The following is a 17,192-nucleotide window of genomic DNA, read 5'->3' on the forward strand; positions in this document are numbered from 1 at the left end:
TCCCCGGAGGAAAACATGGTCAGGCAAAAGTGTAGCGGTATTAGGCGCAGCTATTTAGCGGTAAACCATCAATTCAGGCCCGTGATCAGAGGGGCCTTAACGCCCTGAAAGAGGCGGTTCCAGCGACGGCACAACTACAGATGCGGGTTACCCCTGAACGTAAACTGCGTTACGTCAATCAGGCAAAGGCCGAAGGTCTGGGTCTAACAGACTGGGTCCAAAAGCATATGGATAACGTGTGTGATCTGGCAGGCCAGCCTGAAATAACCATGTACAAAGATGATGGAGAAACAAGTGGCCAAAAATAACAACAGTCTCAAACAGCATGTCTTCAATATGCTGTCGGCTGGCAGCGAACTTAAAGAAGTGAAGCGTTTTCTCACCAGCAAGCGAGTTAAAGCCCGCCTGGCAGTGTCAATGATCCACGAGCAGGCGATTGCTGTGCAGAACACTGAATACCAGAATTATCCGGCTTATAGCTAACTGGTAACAACAATTACAGAGAGATACTTAAAATGAGCGTAAACCCAGAATACACCAGGGTTCAGCATGTCCAGATTATTCGCGAGCGAGATGGGCAGAAGGAAGTTGTTCGAGTCTATGATGAAGATGGCGACGTGGTTCTGTGTTTACCTGCCTACATTCAGGATGAGGAAATAAATCTTATTCTGCGCCGGTTGAATGACGTATATTCAGTCGGATATCGTGTAGGTGATGCAGCCCGCCGCCGCGCCATCAAAAAAGCGCTGGGGGATGATGAGGAGTAAGGCCATTTTTACTGGCAAGATATCTGTATACCGGAGTCTTTAGAGTACGTTCTAATGGCTCCGGATTATTAATACTGTTTTACTCATGCAATAAAAAGCAAACCAAAATTCTTTCGCTAATTCATTTTTAAATGCTCAAATCATTAAATGTAAGGAGCGTTATTTATCAATAGGTATGGCGTTCTTAATGGCTATTAAGCTAGTTCTGCTTTCGCTTGCTTCTGGAAATTAGGGAAACCTAATTTTACCCTATCAAAAAGTAACTTTTCTGGTTTTGTTGCATTCACGTAAACAAAAAAAGTCCCGCCGGGCAGAAAAGAAAAACATCAAAAATAGCTATTTTCCCGAAAAGATCACGAACACTGAAAAAGTATCATGGGGAACCTGATCAGGAGACAACCCATGAAAATCAAACTAGCCCTGCTTATTGCATTTGCAGGTTTCAGCGCAGGAGCTTCCGCTGAAATCGCAGAATTCAGCTTTAAAGATACCCTGAACGTTAAAAAGACCGTATCGCCTGCATCCGTATGGATTAATCCGGTAACGAGCTTTGACGTTGCCGTTATTTCCGGTCTGGACCGTTATATTACGCTCAGTCTGCTGAAAAGTGACGGGAGCCTCATCTGGAGCACGAAAAGCAGCCTGGTTACCGTTGATGACCGTACCACATCTTCGACAGGCTTTGATTATTACGGCAAGACTCTGACCGTACCAGCGATGGGAGAAGATAGCTTCACCCTCAGAGAGGTGATTACCGACTTGCAAGGGAAGGAGGTCTCCCGGCAGGATTACCCGCTTGCAATTGACCGAACGCCTCCGGCAACGGGTACCATAAGTTATACGAGAAATGGGTGGAACTTTGGCAGCGAAGCGATCTTCACTTCAGTACCAGCCGGTATGCAGTACGCCAGCGTCCAGGCACTGGTCTTTAATGGACTGAGTGATAAAGGTTCCGGGCTTGCTAATGCTGAATATTTCATAACCGATGCCGCTGGAGTGGAGCGTAAAAAGCCAGCGGAAATTAATACAGTGGAAGGTAGCGTAACCGTTCAAGTCGCCGACGCAAGCAGCAATGCCCTGGCACCGGAAAACCGCTCTGAATATAAAGTGGGGATCTACCTTTATGACAAAGCGGGAAACAGGAGCGAACTAAGCCGCCGAAGCGTAATTGATCGGGTTAAGCCTGACGATATCATCCAGGTGCAGGACGCCACTACCGGATCATGGGTCTCCTATCAGTCTGGCATGACCGTCTTCCAGAACCCTATTTCCGTACGGGTATTAAGGAAGAAAAGTGACTTTACTGCTGTTAACGGTTCCAAATATGGCTGGGCGGACTCGAATTTCCAGACGTCCGATAGCACTTATAATATCTATACTTTCAAATACATATATCCAAATGTGGGGGATACTTATCATGAATTTCAGACTCTGGCGGGAGGAGTAAGACGAATTCATCATAACTCCCTCAACTTCACTCCAGCCCCGGCGATGGAAATAGCCCCGAAGATAGTGGCTAAAGAGATGTACCGGAGTGATACCAGTGAGTGGTTAACTCAGGCCTCAATCAGCGTTAAAACCGCCACCATTAGCCGCATAAAGGTAACCGCAGAACCCCGACCATACGTGCAAAAGTTCAGAACGGTAAAAAATGCAGCCTGGTTCTGCACTATTCCTGTCGGACAAAGTTTATGCGAGATGACGGTTAACTTCAACTACACCAGTGACAAAGGATTTGAGTATCTGCATCTTTACTCGGGAAAAGATGGTGACAGCATATTCGATGCGCTTGCTGGTAATTTTACGGTTATCTGGGATAACAACCCACCGGTGGTTAATGTCGCTCAGGTAAACAAGGCCTCCAAGACAATCACTATGACGGCCACCGATAATGATCGCGTCAACGCCTGGAACATCAGCTACTGGGATACCAAAGTTTTCGAAGCCACCCTTAAAAATGCCCGGGGGGAAACTTTCACCCTGAAGCCTGTGACTGTCAGTGAAAGCGATTATAAAACCAAAAACGCCACTTTCTCATACGCTGGTCTACCGGACGGGGATTATACGGTTGTTAGCGTGTCTGCCACGGATCTTGTTGGAAACACAGGAACCAAAACGCTTAATGCACCGCTGAAAATTGACTCAACGCTTCCGGTTATTGCGTTCAGCTTTAATGGCGCAGACGCAGAAGGAAAACTGGTTAAAGGGCTTGAGAACCTACGCATAAGCGTTACTGATGCCTCTGGGGATGCTTCCCTGATATCGCTTCAGCTCGCTGGTGGACCTAACTCTGAAAAGGTCACCCTTGCATTCACGCCGCTATCCAAGGATGTCTTTATTCCTGAATACCCCAGAATCTTCCCCAATACTGACGAATCGGGACAGATGTATCATCTGGAGGCTCTGGCTATTGACGAATCAGGTAACCGGACCACTAAAACGCTTAATTTTACCTACCAGCCAGCTAACCTGATTATGCTGGATAATCTCAAGACGCTGGCCACAGCCGTAGCACTGAAAGCAACGGACAACACGCCGCTGGCCATCATCCGAACCAGTGTGTTGCGTCGTCAGGACGGTTCTATCATTACCGGACAGTTAAACGGAACCCTGACTGTTCAGAAAAACGCCCAGTTCGGCGTTACGGTTGCCGGAGTTACGGTCCAGCCTGGTGAAACTAAATCGCTGTCACTGGATCTTGGTAATGGTGAAGAGCGCACATATCCCGTTACTCCCGCTGTAAGTGGTCAATCTGGCACGGCCACATTTGCTATAGAATTCCCTCAAACATAAACCCTACACAAGGGTACGGTAGTATGCCGTACCCTGTTACGCCATCCTCAATGTAAAATGTAGAGTTGAGCATGACTTAATTATTACTTTCTCATTAAGTGTCTCTTAAACTGCAAACGGGAAAGTAATATTCCCGAGACGGGAAGGACTCCTTCCTTTTGGTTATAATCTATGATGCTAAACTGTGTAATTACACCGGAACAATGTCCTCGTTTAAATCGCTGGCACCAGTACATGATTTATCCATGAATGCTTTTTGATGCAATTTTACTTCAGAATGCTCTTAATTTTTTAAACAAATTATATTTGAATCCTTCGTGTATAAATTTGCAGACCCTCTCTCAATGTTTTTTTAAAATATTTACTCTCAGGTTATTAGCCAGTAGATTCATTCTGTCATGATTACTCCAGAACTAACCGGAGGAATCACATTATGACCAAATATTATGATCGCAGTGGAATTGAAATCTCCAGCGCAAAAATCCGCTGTGTTGATTCTGTAAAAGGTACTGCGGAATATACTTTTCGTATTGTTTGCGATAAATGCAATGGGCGGGGAGAGCGTAAGCATTTTTATAGAAGTCGCTGTATGGCTTGTAAAGCCACGGGTTACAGCCTCGAAACGACCCGTACTGCTTACACGCTGAATGCGCTGTACCGCATTAATGCGCAAGCTGCCCGCAAAGTGTCAGCATCCCTGCAAGACGAGCGTTTAAGGACTGAAAGCGCCCACAGTTCTGCGTTCACAGCATGGTGCAGGTCTCATCAAAAAATGGTTGATGCAATCACCCAACAATCCAGTAGTAATAATTTTCTGGAAAGCCTTAAGTCTTCTTTAACCCACCAGCGTCAGTTAAGTGATAAGCAGCTGGCAGTTGCCGCCCGCATTTTAGGTATTCATTAATTCAAAGCCCTTTTAATTTAATTTTAAGGTCAATTATTACGGAGGAACTATGATCCATTCATTTAAAGACAGACGGCTTGAAAAGTTCTTCCGTAATGGAAAAACAACGGCAGGTATTCCTTCTGAAATTATTAACGCAATTCTGTGTCGACTTGAAACGCTGGATAATGTCCAGAGTGAGCGGGAGTTATTATCCAACAGCTTGCGTTATGAACGCTTAAGAATGACGTCAAACCGTTATTCCTCCATTCGAGTAAACTCTAAGTATCGATTATTCTTTGAATGGAATGATGGCGCACATAATGTTCATTTGTCTGCACATGACTATAAATCGCTCATCCATTAAGGTTAAAAATGAAGCTATTTTCAATTTCATCCCGGGATACAAGCATGGACGCGATGTTTTATATCCAGGCCAGTACTAAACAACAGGCAAGTTACATATTTAGTACCCTTTCCCCGAAGCCTACTGCGAACTGCCAGCTTACAGATTTGCAGAATGAGACGGTCGTCCCTTCCATAAGCCCTATTTCGCTTTCACTTAACCCCTGGTCGATCAATTCCCAGTCCCGAACCCGGGAACTGCGTATGGCCACGCATGGTCTTAACCTGATCTGTGCAGTCACGGATGAGCATACCCGTCAGATAGTTGACTTTTGCGATAACCTTGGACAGCAGCTTAAGGATCCGGACGACAAAAGCGCCTGGGTTAAGCTCATTAATTCTGAATGCGCTTTGCTTAATTCTCCGCGTCTCTATCCCGTTCTGCTTGAGCCGGATACACCGGCACAATTTGAAATCTTTGTGCCAGCTCCGGAAGATGGAGAACACGACACGGTCATAGCCAGCGTTGTTAAAGAATGTTTCGGAGATGAATGCCGGTACAGAGTAACGGACAAAGCTTTTGCAATGTCGGAAAAGCCAGTCATCAGGCTGGAAGCTCATTTCAATGACAAACGCGAAAAGGTTTTAGAACTGACCTTTTCCTGTTTCAATCTTTCACTCTCAGCGTCCGTGCATGAAAACCAGCTACGTCAGATTTTGTTACTTTGCGAAGACTTTGGCGTAAGGCTTCAGGGTAGAGCAGGGGCATCCTGCCACGTTAATATGCGCAGTGCTTACCGTCGTCTTGCTCATGTTGGCACCGGCTCTCGCCCAGGTGATGACAGTGATGTGCGGGTCTATACCTCGTTAAAAGAAGAAAAAGATGTTAAGAGGCTGCTTGATAAGTCAACCAGGGGAAGTGAGCTTGTACCGGCGAGGCACGGGCAGCAGTTTAACGGGGTCTTAGTGAATGCCACACCCGCATCGGCCACTACTGGTTTCATTTACCTTTCGCATGATTTTCCGGAAGGCCAGTTTATGATGACAGCCGAGGTGTTGCATGTTGGAATTACACCAGGCGGTATTTACTACATTGAAACACTGGACGGTTACCGGTTTATCGTGACAGCGTTTGAGAAGGGATTAATGAACGGTTTGAGGGAGTTTATAGCTGCAAATGAGGAATATTTTAAGTATTACCGCTGGTCTTAGTATCTGAGCTGAAACCGGTAGGCCAGGGAAGGCAACCGGGAAAATGCAATTTAACCTGATCCTATACCTACGACTATCTTTATCCACTTATAATAGCCTCACCAAATTATAATGCCCGATCACCGCATTTGCTTAAACCTCACATATTCTTCTTATGCTTCCCCTGATAATCTACGACCGAAAGACAAAGGAAAGTGAATACGAAATAAGATTTATGAGCACATAAAAGTTACTTTTCCTTGGTGGCACATCACAAACATTGTGGGTTTCATAATCCTTTTTGTTATTTAAAAAGGATGTGTTCAATTCTAATTAAAGGTGGTATTTTTTTTGAAAGTTTGCTGGGAGGTTATTAGCTGGGGGGATGGGTAACAGTATAATAAGTACAGATGAAAAGGAGGTTTTATGAAAGCGTTAGACGTGGTTTCAACTCAACTCAACTTTATTAATCTGTTGGATCAGGCAGGATATGCTCTTTCAGAAATTGTTGTAAAACGCTTCAGTGCTGCACCAGCCTTTAACGAAGGGCACTGGTTGTTCATTGCAGAGCAGGATAACCGCTACATTGAAGTGGTCTGTATTCTCTCTTTAGCTTCAGAAAGCGGAGAGCAGCATATTGATGTTTTTATTAATATGTTCGAAGACCCGATTGATGATGTTATTTCACGAAACATTGAAACCAAAACCTTTGCGACGCTTTATAAATACATTGAACGTATACCTTTTACTCCGGGTGTAAAGAAAGAATTCTTGAGCAGTATTGAGAACATCAATTTTAGTTAATCAAAAACCACAACTTTTTGCCACCAAGTTATTAGGTAATGCTATCAACCTGATATAATTACCTTAACATGAATATGAGCGGAGCCGGGTTATGTCTAATAATACTGAAGTCATTAGCTGTGATTTATTTTCAACTCTATCTTCACTTAATTTTAGCACCGAGGATATTACAGGTTTGACTCCGGCCAACTTTCGAAAGGGAGCTTTCTTACATGCAAAAATTTCTGCTAGCCAGGCCACGCGAGCGACTGATATTTCCATTCAATTACTCACGGATCGTGTTTCAGGTGAAATGAACTACGTAATAGTAATTGGCAGGCACGAAGGACTCCTGCAAAGCGAAGCAATTGACCCAAACGCTGATAAGCAATACCGGGAAAACCGTTATTCTCGCCATTTTATCTCAGTAACCGATGCCAATACCAAAGCCCTGAAAAAAACCTGCAAGGTAATGAAAACATATATCAAAGAGCAGGCATTTAAGCCTAACACCTGGGGGCACAGTTTCATTAAGGGTTGATTTATTCTTGCCCCGGTGAGCCGGGGCAACGCTAAATTAACCTCAAACTGTGCTGGAGGCACAAATGTCTGAAAAACACTTTATCGTTAAAATCCAGAACCGAAACGGCGACCATGAGAATAGCTATGTTCGGTTACTCGTCAGCGATTGTGAGAAAAATGCTTGCCAGACGGCACTCATTTCAGAGTGCCATGGCGAGCTTGAACAGCTGAGTTTTGAAGACGGTGGGGTTTACGACTACAACGGCGAAAATCACTACAGTGTCAGGAGCTGCGTGGAGGTTGCTCCAGAAGACGTTGCAACTTTGCAACGCTTCCTTTAACACCTGCGACATTTGATTAAATATCGGGCGTCCGCTACAGGATGCCCGTGATTTAAACGATTCCTCAAAGATCGCTGTCACTCCTGATAACTGTATTAAGAGCAGGTTTGTGATAGGTTCAGCGTAACAACATTACTGGAATTTTGGTTGCCTTGATGAAGAGCTGCTTTTCTGATTTACCCGTTAAAGACGGCACGTCCGGAACCTGGAAACTGGACACATTCGAAATTACCGCAGATAAGGCGATGAGCCTCGCCCTTCGTGCCGAGTATACAGGTAATACAGACGAGTTTATCCCGCCCGGTAGATATCGGCGTTTGTCCAACGGCTGGGATGTGGTGATGTCCAATACCCCGATGGAGATCAGAACCTGCCAGGATTTTTTAGAGCGAGCCACCGGGCGCGTGCTCATTAATGGTCTTGGTCTGGGGATGGTGCTTCACGCCATTCTTCAAAAAGAAGATGTAACCCATGTAACAGTAATTGAAAAAGAACAGGACGTTATTAACCTCGTTGCGGCCTCGTTTGCAAACGATCCTCGCGTTGAAATTATCCATGCTGATGCAATGATGTATTGCCCACCAGCAGGCGTCACGTACAACGCATGCTGGCACGACATATGGCCAGACTTCGCAACAGCTAACCTCTCACAGATGGATAAGCTGGAAATTAAGTACCGGGACATCTGTGAATGGCAGGGCTCGTGGGGCAGGGAGGAGTGTGAGCAAAAGCACATTGAGTTTCAAAATCTTGGGGCTGATTGAGTACAACTTTTGAAGGTGTCTCCGCTAAAGAAGACTGGGTCTCTTTGCGCATGCCCAGCTGTGCTGCATGACCTGACAAAGCCTATAAATAAACAGATCGGTTTGATTTAGTAATCCCCCTTCCAACCATCAGGCCGATATTTAAACTGCATCTCCATTAAGGATGGCTGATGAGCACGATTTCTACGGATTTAATTGCACGGATCTACGCAGCCTCCGAATTGCCGTTGAGCAACGACGAGCTTTATCGCGAAGTGCAGCGTGAAACTGGCATGTCGGATGCCGAATTGCACGAACTGAAAGAATTTGGGTCAGATAAAACCAGAACCAGCGGCGTCAAACACAAAGTACGCTGGTTTCAGCAGACTCTTCGGCAGGCCGGAGTCATCGAACGCGTTCCAGAAAAACGGGGCGTCTGGAGATACTCCTCTAAGACGAAAACAAACCTACACGAGTCATGGGAAAAGCTCTGTGTTGTCGGTTTCTCAACTTCTCTTGGGGCATCGGTTTTTGGAAACGCCTATGCCTTCTTCAGCAATATCACAGAGCAAATTCATCTTTGCCTGACCTCGCCGCCTTACCTCCTTCGAAATTCAAGAGACTACGGGCATGGCGGGGGGCGTGGCGAGCAGGTTTATATTGACTGGCTTCTGCGTATCCTCGAACCGATCGTGAAACAGCTTGTACCCGGCGCAAGTGTGGCATTGAATATCACTCAAGATAGCTTTAATAGGGGCAGGCCTTCACGTTCTCTGTATCTGGAGCGTCTGACACTGGCATTATGTGACAAGCTGGGGCTTGAGCTCATGGACAGGCTTCAGTGGGTGAATCGCAGTAAGCCCCCATCGCCAACGCACTGGGCATGTAAGCAACGAGTGCAGCTCTGCTCATCGTATGAGCCTGTGCTGTGGTTTACCAATGATGCGAGTAAGGTTCGTTCAAACAACTTACGTGTACTGCAACCGCATTCAGAGCAGCATCTTAAATTGCAGGCAGCAGGCGGTGAAAATCGCACGACCTTTTATGGTGATGGGGCGTACCAGCTTAAAAGCGGATCCTTTGGAAATAAAACAGAAGGAACGATCCCCAAAAATACTTTGTTTTACGGCAATAGCTGCGCTGATACGAGATTTTGCCATTCCATTGCCCGCGAGCTAGGTTTTCCGCTGCATGGTGCAACGTCTCCTACCAGGCTTGCAGCGTTTCTGATTGAGTTTTTGACAGAGCCGGGAGATCTTGTTGTAGATCCCTTCGCTGGCCTGCATAAAGTTCCCATCGCAGCCGAGCGACTTGGCAGACGTTGGCTGGCGACGGACAAAATCATGGAATGGCTGGCGATTTCCCGAAACCTTTTTACGGCCGCACCGGGATATAAGAGTAACCCCATGCTGGACGAGCTCGCCGAACTGTATCGGGCTTAATGCAAGTTAACGGTTTTGATAAAGTGGTTTGAAGCGACAAGCGGTTTATTCATTTTGCATTGTTTCTACCATAAAATGACAATATTAACGGCTTAGCATACGCCGCAGAGATAATTAGGGTGCCATTCATTTCCGGTTGTCTGTATTAACGAGTGTATTCAATATTCACTTGTTTCTCCGATATAGACCCAACAAAAAAAACTGATGGTTGTGATACAGAACTTGTTGAATTAACATCCGGTACATTAACTATATTGGTAATTTAGACGGTTTCTAAATTAAAGGTGGACAGATATGAAGTCAGATACAGAAATGGTTTCTCCTATCGAGTTGCACATTGGCGATCATGTCCAGCGGCATGGTGCTTTATTTGAGGTTATGCATATTGTTGAATCCGAATGCGATATTCCCGGCGGCATCCGGGTAGCAGCATGCATTTCACGGGTTATCGGTGACGTTACGGGCAATATTCCTCGTGGTTGGCTGGAAACACCGAAGCGTATGGCTGAGCGAGGAGTTAAGTGGGCGACGAGTCTGCCTGAGGGGCTTTACTTTAACATCCAGGGGAACGCACATGCGAAAGTAAGCCGGGTTATTCGTAATGTGACTAATTGAAACTTTTTTCTGAATTGCGGTGTAAAAGTTACTTTTCACCGCATCGTTTTCCCTAACTACTAAATCAGAGCTTCTCTGAAATAAGCGGATTTAACCGCTAGCGATTTATTCAGGCCATTTTATTCTAATCATTATCCTACACTTCAAAAATATTCATTATTTTTTCTTCTGACCTATTAGCCAGAATTCTCGATTCGGTATCATTTACTTACGGTAAATCTTTTGAAAACGAGGTAAATGGCATGCATTCTCAGGATCCTATCACGAAATTAACCCAGACGTTGCAACGCGACGATGGTTCTCAGGTTCGTATTGTAGCGCAGCGGGGATATGGAAGTGGGCTTACAGCCTCGCTTGATGTGTACGTTCTCCGTCGTGATTCCTCTGAAAGCAACTGGTCACTGTGCGGAAAAGATCCTCACCCAGAGTGGAGAAAGATGTCAGTAGATGAGTATCAGAAATTTGGACGCTCTGAAATGCTGCGTTATGCCACACCAGGTGAAATTCTCAGGGTGGCATCCGCTATTGGCCAGCCAATGAGCTTCCTCGATGGCAACCCTGCGTTTTAGCCCGAACCCTGGCGACGCCTTTTAAACCGGCGTCATTCTTTTTACGAGCAACAGACGGAGAAAAAATGAATCTGAACGAACGAAGCACGAGCGCAGCAACGCCAGATTTGAGCCGACTTTATCTCATTTCCGGGCGCATTATGTTTGATGATGATGATCAGGCCTACCTGGTCGAAGCCGACTCCCCTGGTGATGCAGAGGAGGCTTTCCGGCATCATATTGCTGACAGTGCCGACGACTTAGAAAAGGTGATTATAGTTTCCTCTACAAGTTTCGCTTCAGCTCACAGCAGTCGCGTAATTTGTCGGCCTGCCGTGAAGTAATTTCAACTTCCAATGATATTTCCCTCTTTATAAAAGCCGCCGTCTGGCGGTTTTTATTTGCAAAAATGAATATTAATCCTGAATGATATTAATTTAAGATGAGGTAGTGTTCATATTCTTCTTCTTAATATTTTTTCTAAAAAAACGCCTTCAGGTTATTAGTTGGTATTAGTGTATTTGTTATGATCTTCTCATCAAATACATTAATTAAATAATCAAGGAGTCAACTGTGGCAGATAATTATACTCAGGCGTCGTTTATTATTCCCTGCACTCAGGAGCAGGCAAAAATGGCACAAGAAGCAATCACATTCGTTACCGAAGCAGAAATTGCAGAAGGTGAGCGTTTGCTTGATAAGCCACTGACAGATTGTTCTCTGACTGAGAAGCTGATCCTCAGTATTATCGAGAACCACCCTGAGTATGACCCTTCTGAGCCGAGCTTTGGGCAACCATCCTGCCCAGACTGCAATTATGAACTGTTGTTCGCAACAGAAGTTACCAGCAGTGGGCTGGCAGTTTTTCATGGAGAGACCATTGATCTTGACCATGCAATTTGCCTCACAACTGCCGTGCTGTCGGTATTCGACCTCTCGGAAATGGTAACAATTACTGCTGCATTTACATGCAGTAAAAGCCGGACAGATGAATTTGGGGGTATGACTATTCTGGTCACAAAGGATACCCACTATTACCAGGATGGCTGTCAGTTTTCTCGTCTCATGAATGAGGCTCACAAAGCCGGTATCCAGTATGCTCTGTGTAAAGTGACGCATTACCACGGTGAGAGCAGCTATGTGGCAAGCTATGTCCTGAGCTGCGACGTAGCGGATTCAGCCCAGGAGGTCGTTAACAAACGACTGAAGGCATGTGCCGGAAAAGAGCCAGAAGACGGAATCTATATTCTGTGTGAAGAAGACAACACTAGTCTTTCGGTCGAACTCGTTACAGAACTGTCTCCGCTCGATTACGACAAGCTGAGCAAGCTTCTCCCTTCCCTTGACACCCTTTGCGGCGCTTAAGCCTGCCAATTACCGTAGCCACCGGTTTCCCCGGTGGCCTGGAGCCTGCCATGACCAATAAATTCATAGTTTCTACCGTTGATTGTATCAATGAATTTGCAAGTGACGTTCCGCAGAGTGTTTCCTTACGGATAGATACAATGCTTGAACAGCGTATCCGCAAATTGGCGGCATACGTGAAAGAAAACGATCTTCATTTAACTGAGTTTTACTTCTATGACGCTAACTGGTCATTTTGTGGTGAAGATGAAATTCAAGAAATAAAAGACATGGATGAATATAAGCATAGCGACAGCATAAAGCAGGAAGCGATGCTGCGGGAAGTAATGCCATCAGCACGTACGGAATGCCCGGTTATTAGGGTGATGAAAGATTCATTTCAGCTTTCAGCTCTACCACGCCATTGTGGTGATGACATGACTCTTAACACTCCTTTTATTCCGCTGTCTGAGTTGAAAACAAATAATACGGCATTTATTACGCCGCCAACCTATAACTAATAGCTGTGCCGGGTGATTAAATTACAATGGATTATTTTTATATATATTGACATTAAATCCGCGTGATTTTGATTTAATATAATTTCGCTAAATGGTTGCGCTGTAGTTATTTTAAAGTTCTAATAATATCAGTGATGCAGCATATACCGTGGTTCAGGAAAATATATGTTTATTGAAAAAAGCGACTCATTCCTTGAATTATCCTCAGAAGTTATTTTTCCTGAGGCGGCTAATGCTGCCATTTTGAAACATGATAAATGGGCGGATGTTTGGGAGACCCTGACAACCGATGCCGATCTGAACTATACCGATGAAAAGGAGACTGTGAGTCTTTCTTCTCTGGTCATGTCAGCCACATCTGCTATTTATCAGGCTATTACGGACGGCTGGACAATGTGCGTGGGATACAGTGGCGGCAAAGACTCCCATTCTCTTCTGCACCTGTTTCTGATGGCATTGATCAGGGCAGTACGTAACGGCACAAATATCAGCGAACATCATTTCATTCAGATGTCCGATACGCTGATCGAAAACCCTGAGATGCACTATCAGGCTTCACAGGTTCTCAACCAGCTCAGAATGTTCATTGCTGAACACCAGCTACCGGTCACAGTCCTTGTCGCCCGACCGTCTCTTACGCAGAGCTGGGTCGGCCGCATTCTGACTGGGCGCGGACTTCCGACCTGGACTAATTCTTCTACCCGACAGTGCTCAACCGACTACAAAATCGCGCCCCTGCGCCAGGCCAAAGCTCGTTACCTGAAAAACGCCCCGGCATCCGTTCGAAGCAGGGTATGCCTGATGCTGGGCTCCAGGGATGATGAAAGTGCCCGAAGGGCCGGAAATATCCTCAAAATGGGAGGGCAGGCGAGGAAAGTAACCCTGACTGAGCACGGTGGTGAACTCTATCCGGTAAAGGAGTGGCGCACTCAGGACATCTGGTCTTTTCTGATGGCCTGTGGTTCCGAATCACGCTTCCCTTTACCAAGCTTTATGCCGGATAACTTCAGCCTGGCAACGCTTTATAAAGACGCCACCGGGGAGTGTATCTGGTCGCCGGAGAAACCCACTCGAACATCAGCTTGTGGGGCTCGATATGGGTGCTCGCTTTGCACAGCAGTAGGGGTTGACCATTCAATGGAAACGCTCCTTCGAACTGACCCGGAGAAATACGGTTATCAGGCTGGCCTGAGTCGTCTTCAGCGATTTCTTTCTAAGATCCAGTACGACTGGAGCCTGCGGGATTATATCGGTCGTAAAGTGTTCGAAGGCGGATATGTGCGTCTTCAACCCAATATCTTTTCTTCGTCCCTGACTGAACGTCTTTTTCATGCCTGTTGCAGCCTTGATTATGTTGAAGCAAGACGTGCGGCAGAGCATCGCAGAAAGCTACTTTCCGGCGAGGTTGACGATACGGCTTATAACCGTCGTATGGCTGAGCCACAATTTCGGCTTGTACAGGAAGCAAACGTGATCCACGTTGATTTCCTCTGGTCGTTGCACTGTTTCAACCCTCGCCCGTTTCGGGCAATTGAGATCTATCGCAGGGTCTGGGAAGAGGCCGATCTGGACCTTCTTGAGGATGAGCCTGACATGCAGCCTGTGCCCCGTACACCAATGCCAGCTCCACTCTGGATGAAACTGCCCGGAGGCCGGTTCGGTACAGCTTATGATGGACTGACTGATACGTTGCCGCTGATGACCTATTTTGACGGGCAGGCTGACCCCAGGGCTTCACGTAGCCTAAAGACCGGAGAGAGCAGTTCTGTCGTCGTGGCATTCGAGGAAGAGGATGAGCTGACTGTTGAAGAAGATACGGCGTCCTGGATTATCTGGCATGAATACGACGGGTTACGCCAGCGCATCGCTGACGGTGAGTTTACTCCAACGACTGCTGCTCAGTATCTTCTTCGTTATGGCGCGGTCCGAATTTCAAAAGGCAAGGGCGCTGTCTATCATCGTCTCGCACAACGGGGACAAACCTTTTCCCGCCTGGGGATAGGCGACAGAGTGTCGCTTCCAGAGCTGGTTGCCAGTCGGCGTTTTAAAATACTCAGTGATTCTGCATACCGTCAGGTTGTAGCCCGGAAATTGCGTGGACAGATAAAAAAGTTCAGATTCTGGGCATGCGTAGCTGCCTGTGTTCAGTTGCACGTACACAACAAGACGGCACTCGGAGAAAGAATTTTAACGTTACTCGAAGGTGAGAGGGAACAGCAACAAGGTGCGATCCAGGCGAAGCTGAAGGCGGGAATGATGGATGCAGTTCTAACTCTGTGTAACCAGCGACTCCGGGTGAAAGAAAATACTAACCAGCCAGAGGAGTTCCGCTATTACCGTGCCGTAAGAGCTCGTTTCATGCGCCATTTATCTGAATGCCTTAAGCCAGAAAATGGCGGCGTTATCCGTGACGTTATCTGGGAACTGAGGGTGCTGAGCAGTGCTCACGGTACGACCAAAACAGGTTTTTACTATGTCGATAGCAATCGCCCGACAGCGAAAGGACTGTTAAACCGCCTTCTGATGAGGATGGTCAAGCAGGTCGTATAAGCGTCTGAAACGCGAAACACACGAAAATGGAGGGGTTATACCAAAAAAACTTAGCTTTGATCGTGATGTAATGTGGACATCATGTCCAAGCGTTGCTGCATCCAGAAAAGTAACTTTAATCCTGTTGATACAGCCCTTGCATTACCTGTTTACGCATAGCGTGGAAACGTTCTAATTAAACCAGACGAATATAAATTTAAATTAATTCACTCACCCCCGGAATCGGGGAACTAAACAAAAGGATCATCAATGCAAAATCAAAATACACCCGCTCAGGAAAAACACACCGTATACCTTTTTAATGCCGAACATGCTGACAAGACAGCCGCCAAGCAAGCCGGGAAACTCTTCACGCTGGACATTGAACACCCAATGACCCTCAACGATCTCTCGCTGCTGTGTGAGTCGGTCGCGGACGCTGTGGGAGCACCTGGCGGAATTAAATATGAAATCACAACAGAGCCTAATGGGGTTCAGGAGGAATACTGAATCAGTGTGGTGTGAGTCCATTTTAATTTGACGTTTCATGAGTTCTATCGAGAGGCTGAAGTATGACTTTGAAAATGGAAAGTTCCCGGACTTCCAAGCCTGAGGGGCCATTTGTATTAATCACTTTTGAGGGGGACGAATTTCTTTTTGATGACAGACATAATGTCGTCAAGATAAATGGCAGGCCTAAAAAAATGGATGTAAAGCGAAATTATTTTGAGTCCGATCTGGGAGAAGGGAAAGCGAAATACTGGACTTTAAATATCGAAGAGGCTCATCGGTTCAATTCGATTGATGAAGCGACAGAACAACTTTGTAAACTGAGTCGCCCTCATCTGATCAAAATTCGCAAAGTTGAGGGGGTATCTGAATGACCAAAGAGATGTTTTTACGCATTTTAAATGAGGCACAGGCTCGTGTGGATAACGATTCGCTTCCGCTTGATGTTCGTATCCGGTCACGCACCACGGTAAATGATTGCGTCATCCGGGCAGATAAAGAGGGGTGGCCTATTGAGTATAAACAGAAGGTCTGGGTAGATGCAGTCAGTGGCTGTTATCTTTAGCGGTTACTTAAGCCAGTTCCTGTGCCCGTGAGCTTAGTAAAGGCGGAAAATGATATGGTCAAGGTGATAAATATCAACGGGAATTTAGTTGAATTACCTGAGCCCTCAGCAAAGTTATCCAAAGCTGAATCACCTGATGGTAGGTTCTCAAAACCTAAAAATAAGATCTCTAAAATACAGCGAGCTGAGCTGCGAATGAAATTTGGGGGGCGTTGTGCCTATTGTGGTTGCAAGCTTCCTGAAAAAGGGTGGCATGCCGATCATGTTGAGCCTGTTCGACGCGACTTTGAACTGGTGAGAGCCCCTGTCGGCAGCGGCGTAACTCATGTTGCCCGAAGTACGGGTAAGGTTATGCACCCTGAACTGCATGCTATAGAAAACTTATTTCCATCATGCGCCCCCTGCAACCTTTTTAAAGGAGCTTTTAGTGTTGAAGGAATGAGAAAAGAAATTACCAAACAGGTTGAACGGGCTCGCGCATATAGCGTGAATTTCCGTACCGCAGAACGTTTTGGGTTGCTTCATATTGTAGAAAAACCGGTCGTCTTCTGGTTTGAGCAGTATAACGAACAGAAACAAAACGAATAATTTCTGTGAAACATAAAAGAAGTTAATCAGCAGTGGTTTACTAATTAAAGAGTGATTTAAATATTTTGATGCTGCTGAGGAGCTGCCTGGTATATCCTTCAAAGGGCTTTGTTGAATAAATCAGATTTCGGGTAAGTCTCCCCCGTAGCGGGTTGTGTTTTC

General features: G+C 45.9%; 21 protein-coding genes. All 21 read left to right on the top strand.

All coding sequences use genetic code 11. From position 1 onward, the window contains the following. The first annotated feature begins 294 nt into the window (after window positions 1-294). The 21 genes from ACOTYN_RS24435 to ACOTYN_RS24535 all read left to right on the top strand — a co-directional run bounded on the left by ACOTYN_RS24435 (window position 295) and on the right by ACOTYN_RS24535 (window position 17,030). Window positions 295-483, top strand: coding sequence for a hypothetical protein (locus ACOTYN_RS24435; RefSeq protein WP_001107529.1), 189 nt, complete (start codon window positions 295-297; stop codon window positions 481-483). Window positions 484-515: 32 nt separating this feature from the next. Further along, window positions 516-767 carry a hypothetical protein gene (locus ACOTYN_RS24440; RefSeq protein ID WP_000115760.1) on the top strand — a complete coding sequence of 84 codons (252 nt, stop codon included), beginning with the start codon at window positions 516-518 and terminating at the stop codon, window positions 765-767. A 402-nt stretch (window positions 768-1,169) separates the two neighbouring features. Beyond that, complete coding sequence (locus tag ACOTYN_RS24445; RefSeq protein ID WP_176556462.1) at window positions 1,170-3,560, top strand: Ig-like domain-containing protein; 2,391 nt, start codon at window positions 1,170-1,172, stop codon at window positions 3,558-3,560. A 433-nt stretch (window positions 3,561-3,993) separates the two neighbouring features. Next, a complete protein-coding gene (locus tag ACOTYN_RS24450) occupies window positions 3,994-4,464 on the top strand; it encodes a hypothetical protein (RefSeq protein ID WP_000170639.1) in 471 nt (156 codons plus the stop codon). Window positions 4,465-4,513: 49 nt separating this feature from the next. Continuing rightward, window positions 4,514-4,810, top strand: coding sequence for a type II toxin-antitoxin system RelE/ParE family toxin (locus ACOTYN_RS24455; RefSeq protein ID WP_000581857.1), 297 nt, complete (start codon window positions 4,514-4,516; stop codon window positions 4,808-4,810). A gap of 44 nt (window positions 4,811-4,854) precedes the next feature. Continuing rightward, entirely contained in the window at window positions 4,855-6,000 is a 1,146-nt protein-coding gene (locus tag ACOTYN_RS24460) for a hypothetical protein (RefSeq protein WP_000339750.1), read from the top strand. 405 nt (window positions 6,001-6,405) lie between these two features. Beyond that, complete coding sequence (locus ACOTYN_RS24465; protein WP_000645320.1) at window positions 6,406-6,783, top strand: hypothetical protein; 378 nt, start codon at window positions 6,406-6,408, stop codon at window positions 6,781-6,783. A gap of 91 nt (window positions 6,784-6,874) precedes the next feature. Then, window positions 6,875-7,303 (top strand): hypothetical protein, encoded by a 429-nt coding sequence (locus tag ACOTYN_RS24470; RefSeq protein WP_000069824.1) that lies wholly within the window; start codon window positions 6,875-6,877, stop codon window positions 7,301-7,303. Between the two features lie 64 nt (window positions 7,304-7,367). Next, window positions 7,368-7,625 carry a hypothetical protein gene (locus tag ACOTYN_RS24475; RefSeq protein WP_001290639.1) on the top strand — a complete coding sequence of 86 codons (258 nt, stop codon included), beginning with the start codon at window positions 7,368-7,370 and terminating at the stop codon, window positions 7,623-7,625. 155 nt (window positions 7,626-7,780) lie between these two features. Continuing rightward, a complete protein-coding gene (locus tag ACOTYN_RS24480; RefSeq protein WP_000833775.1) occupies window positions 7,781-8,389 on the top strand; it encodes a hypothetical protein in 609 nt (202 codons plus the stop codon). Between the two features lie 170 nt (window positions 8,390-8,559). After that, complete coding sequence (locus ACOTYN_RS24485) at window positions 8,560-9,810, top strand: site-specific DNA-methyltransferase (protein ID WP_000104393.1); 1,251 nt, start codon at window positions 8,560-8,562, stop codon at window positions 9,808-9,810. Window positions 9,811-10,104: 294 nt separating this feature from the next. Further along, a complete protein-coding gene (locus ACOTYN_RS24490) occupies window positions 10,105-10,425 on the top strand; it encodes a hypothetical protein (RefSeq protein WP_000834113.1) in 321 nt (106 codons plus the stop codon). Between the two features lie 242 nt (window positions 10,426-10,667). Beyond that, window positions 10,668-10,994, top strand: coding sequence for a hypothetical protein (locus tag ACOTYN_RS24495; RefSeq protein WP_000556022.1), 327 nt, complete (start codon window positions 10,668-10,670; stop codon window positions 10,992-10,994). 65 nt (window positions 10,995-11,059) lie between these two features. Beyond that, window positions 11,060-11,317 (top strand): hypothetical protein, encoded by a 258-nt coding sequence (locus tag ACOTYN_RS24500; protein ID WP_001052325.1) that lies wholly within the window; start codon window positions 11,060-11,062, stop codon window positions 11,315-11,317. Between the two features lie 229 nt (window positions 11,318-11,546). Beyond that, a complete protein-coding gene (locus tag ACOTYN_RS24505; RefSeq protein ID WP_000774871.1) occupies window positions 11,547-12,338 on the top strand; it encodes a hypothetical protein in 792 nt (263 codons plus the stop codon). 50 nt (window positions 12,339-12,388) lie between these two features. Further along, complete coding sequence (locus tag ACOTYN_RS24510; RefSeq protein ID WP_000182312.1) at window positions 12,389-12,838, top strand: hypothetical protein; 450 nt, start codon at window positions 12,389-12,391, stop codon at window positions 12,836-12,838. 165 nt (window positions 12,839-13,003) lie between these two features. Continuing rightward, window positions 13,004-15,388 (top strand): phosphoadenosine phosphosulfate reductase family protein, encoded by a 2,385-nt coding sequence (locus tag ACOTYN_RS24515; RefSeq protein ID WP_000469469.1) that lies wholly within the window; start codon window positions 13,004-13,006, stop codon window positions 15,386-15,388. Window positions 15,389-15,637: 249 nt separating this feature from the next. Next, entirely contained in the window at window positions 15,638-15,877 is a 240-nt protein-coding gene (locus tag ACOTYN_RS24520) for a hypothetical protein (RefSeq protein ID WP_001180999.1), read from the top strand. Between the two features lie 62 nt (window positions 15,878-15,939). After that, a complete protein-coding gene (locus ACOTYN_RS24525) occupies window positions 15,940-16,251 on the top strand; it encodes a hypothetical protein (protein WP_000172888.1) in 312 nt (103 codons plus the stop codon). Next, window positions 16,248-16,442 carry a hypothetical protein gene (locus ACOTYN_RS24530; RefSeq protein WP_000159617.1) on the top strand — a complete coding sequence of 65 codons (195 nt, stop codon included), beginning with the start codon at window positions 16,248-16,250 and terminating at the stop codon, window positions 16,440-16,442. Before ACOTYN_RS24525 ends, ACOTYN_RS24530 begins: the two co-directional genes overlap by 4 nt. 54 nt (window positions 16,443-16,496) lie before the next feature. Then, on the top strand, window positions 16,497-17,030 hold the full coding sequence (locus ACOTYN_RS24535; RefSeq protein WP_000241452.1) for an HNH endonuclease: 534 nt from the start codon (window positions 16,497-16,499) through the stop codon (window positions 17,028-17,030). Window positions 17,031-17,192: the final 162 nt, after the last annotated feature.

The organism is Enterobacter cloacae complex sp. IR5458 (assembly GCF_049238025.1).
GTDB classification, from domain to species: Bacteria; Pseudomonadota; Gammaproteobacteria; order Enterobacterales; family Enterobacteriaceae; genus Enterobacter; species Enterobacter kobei.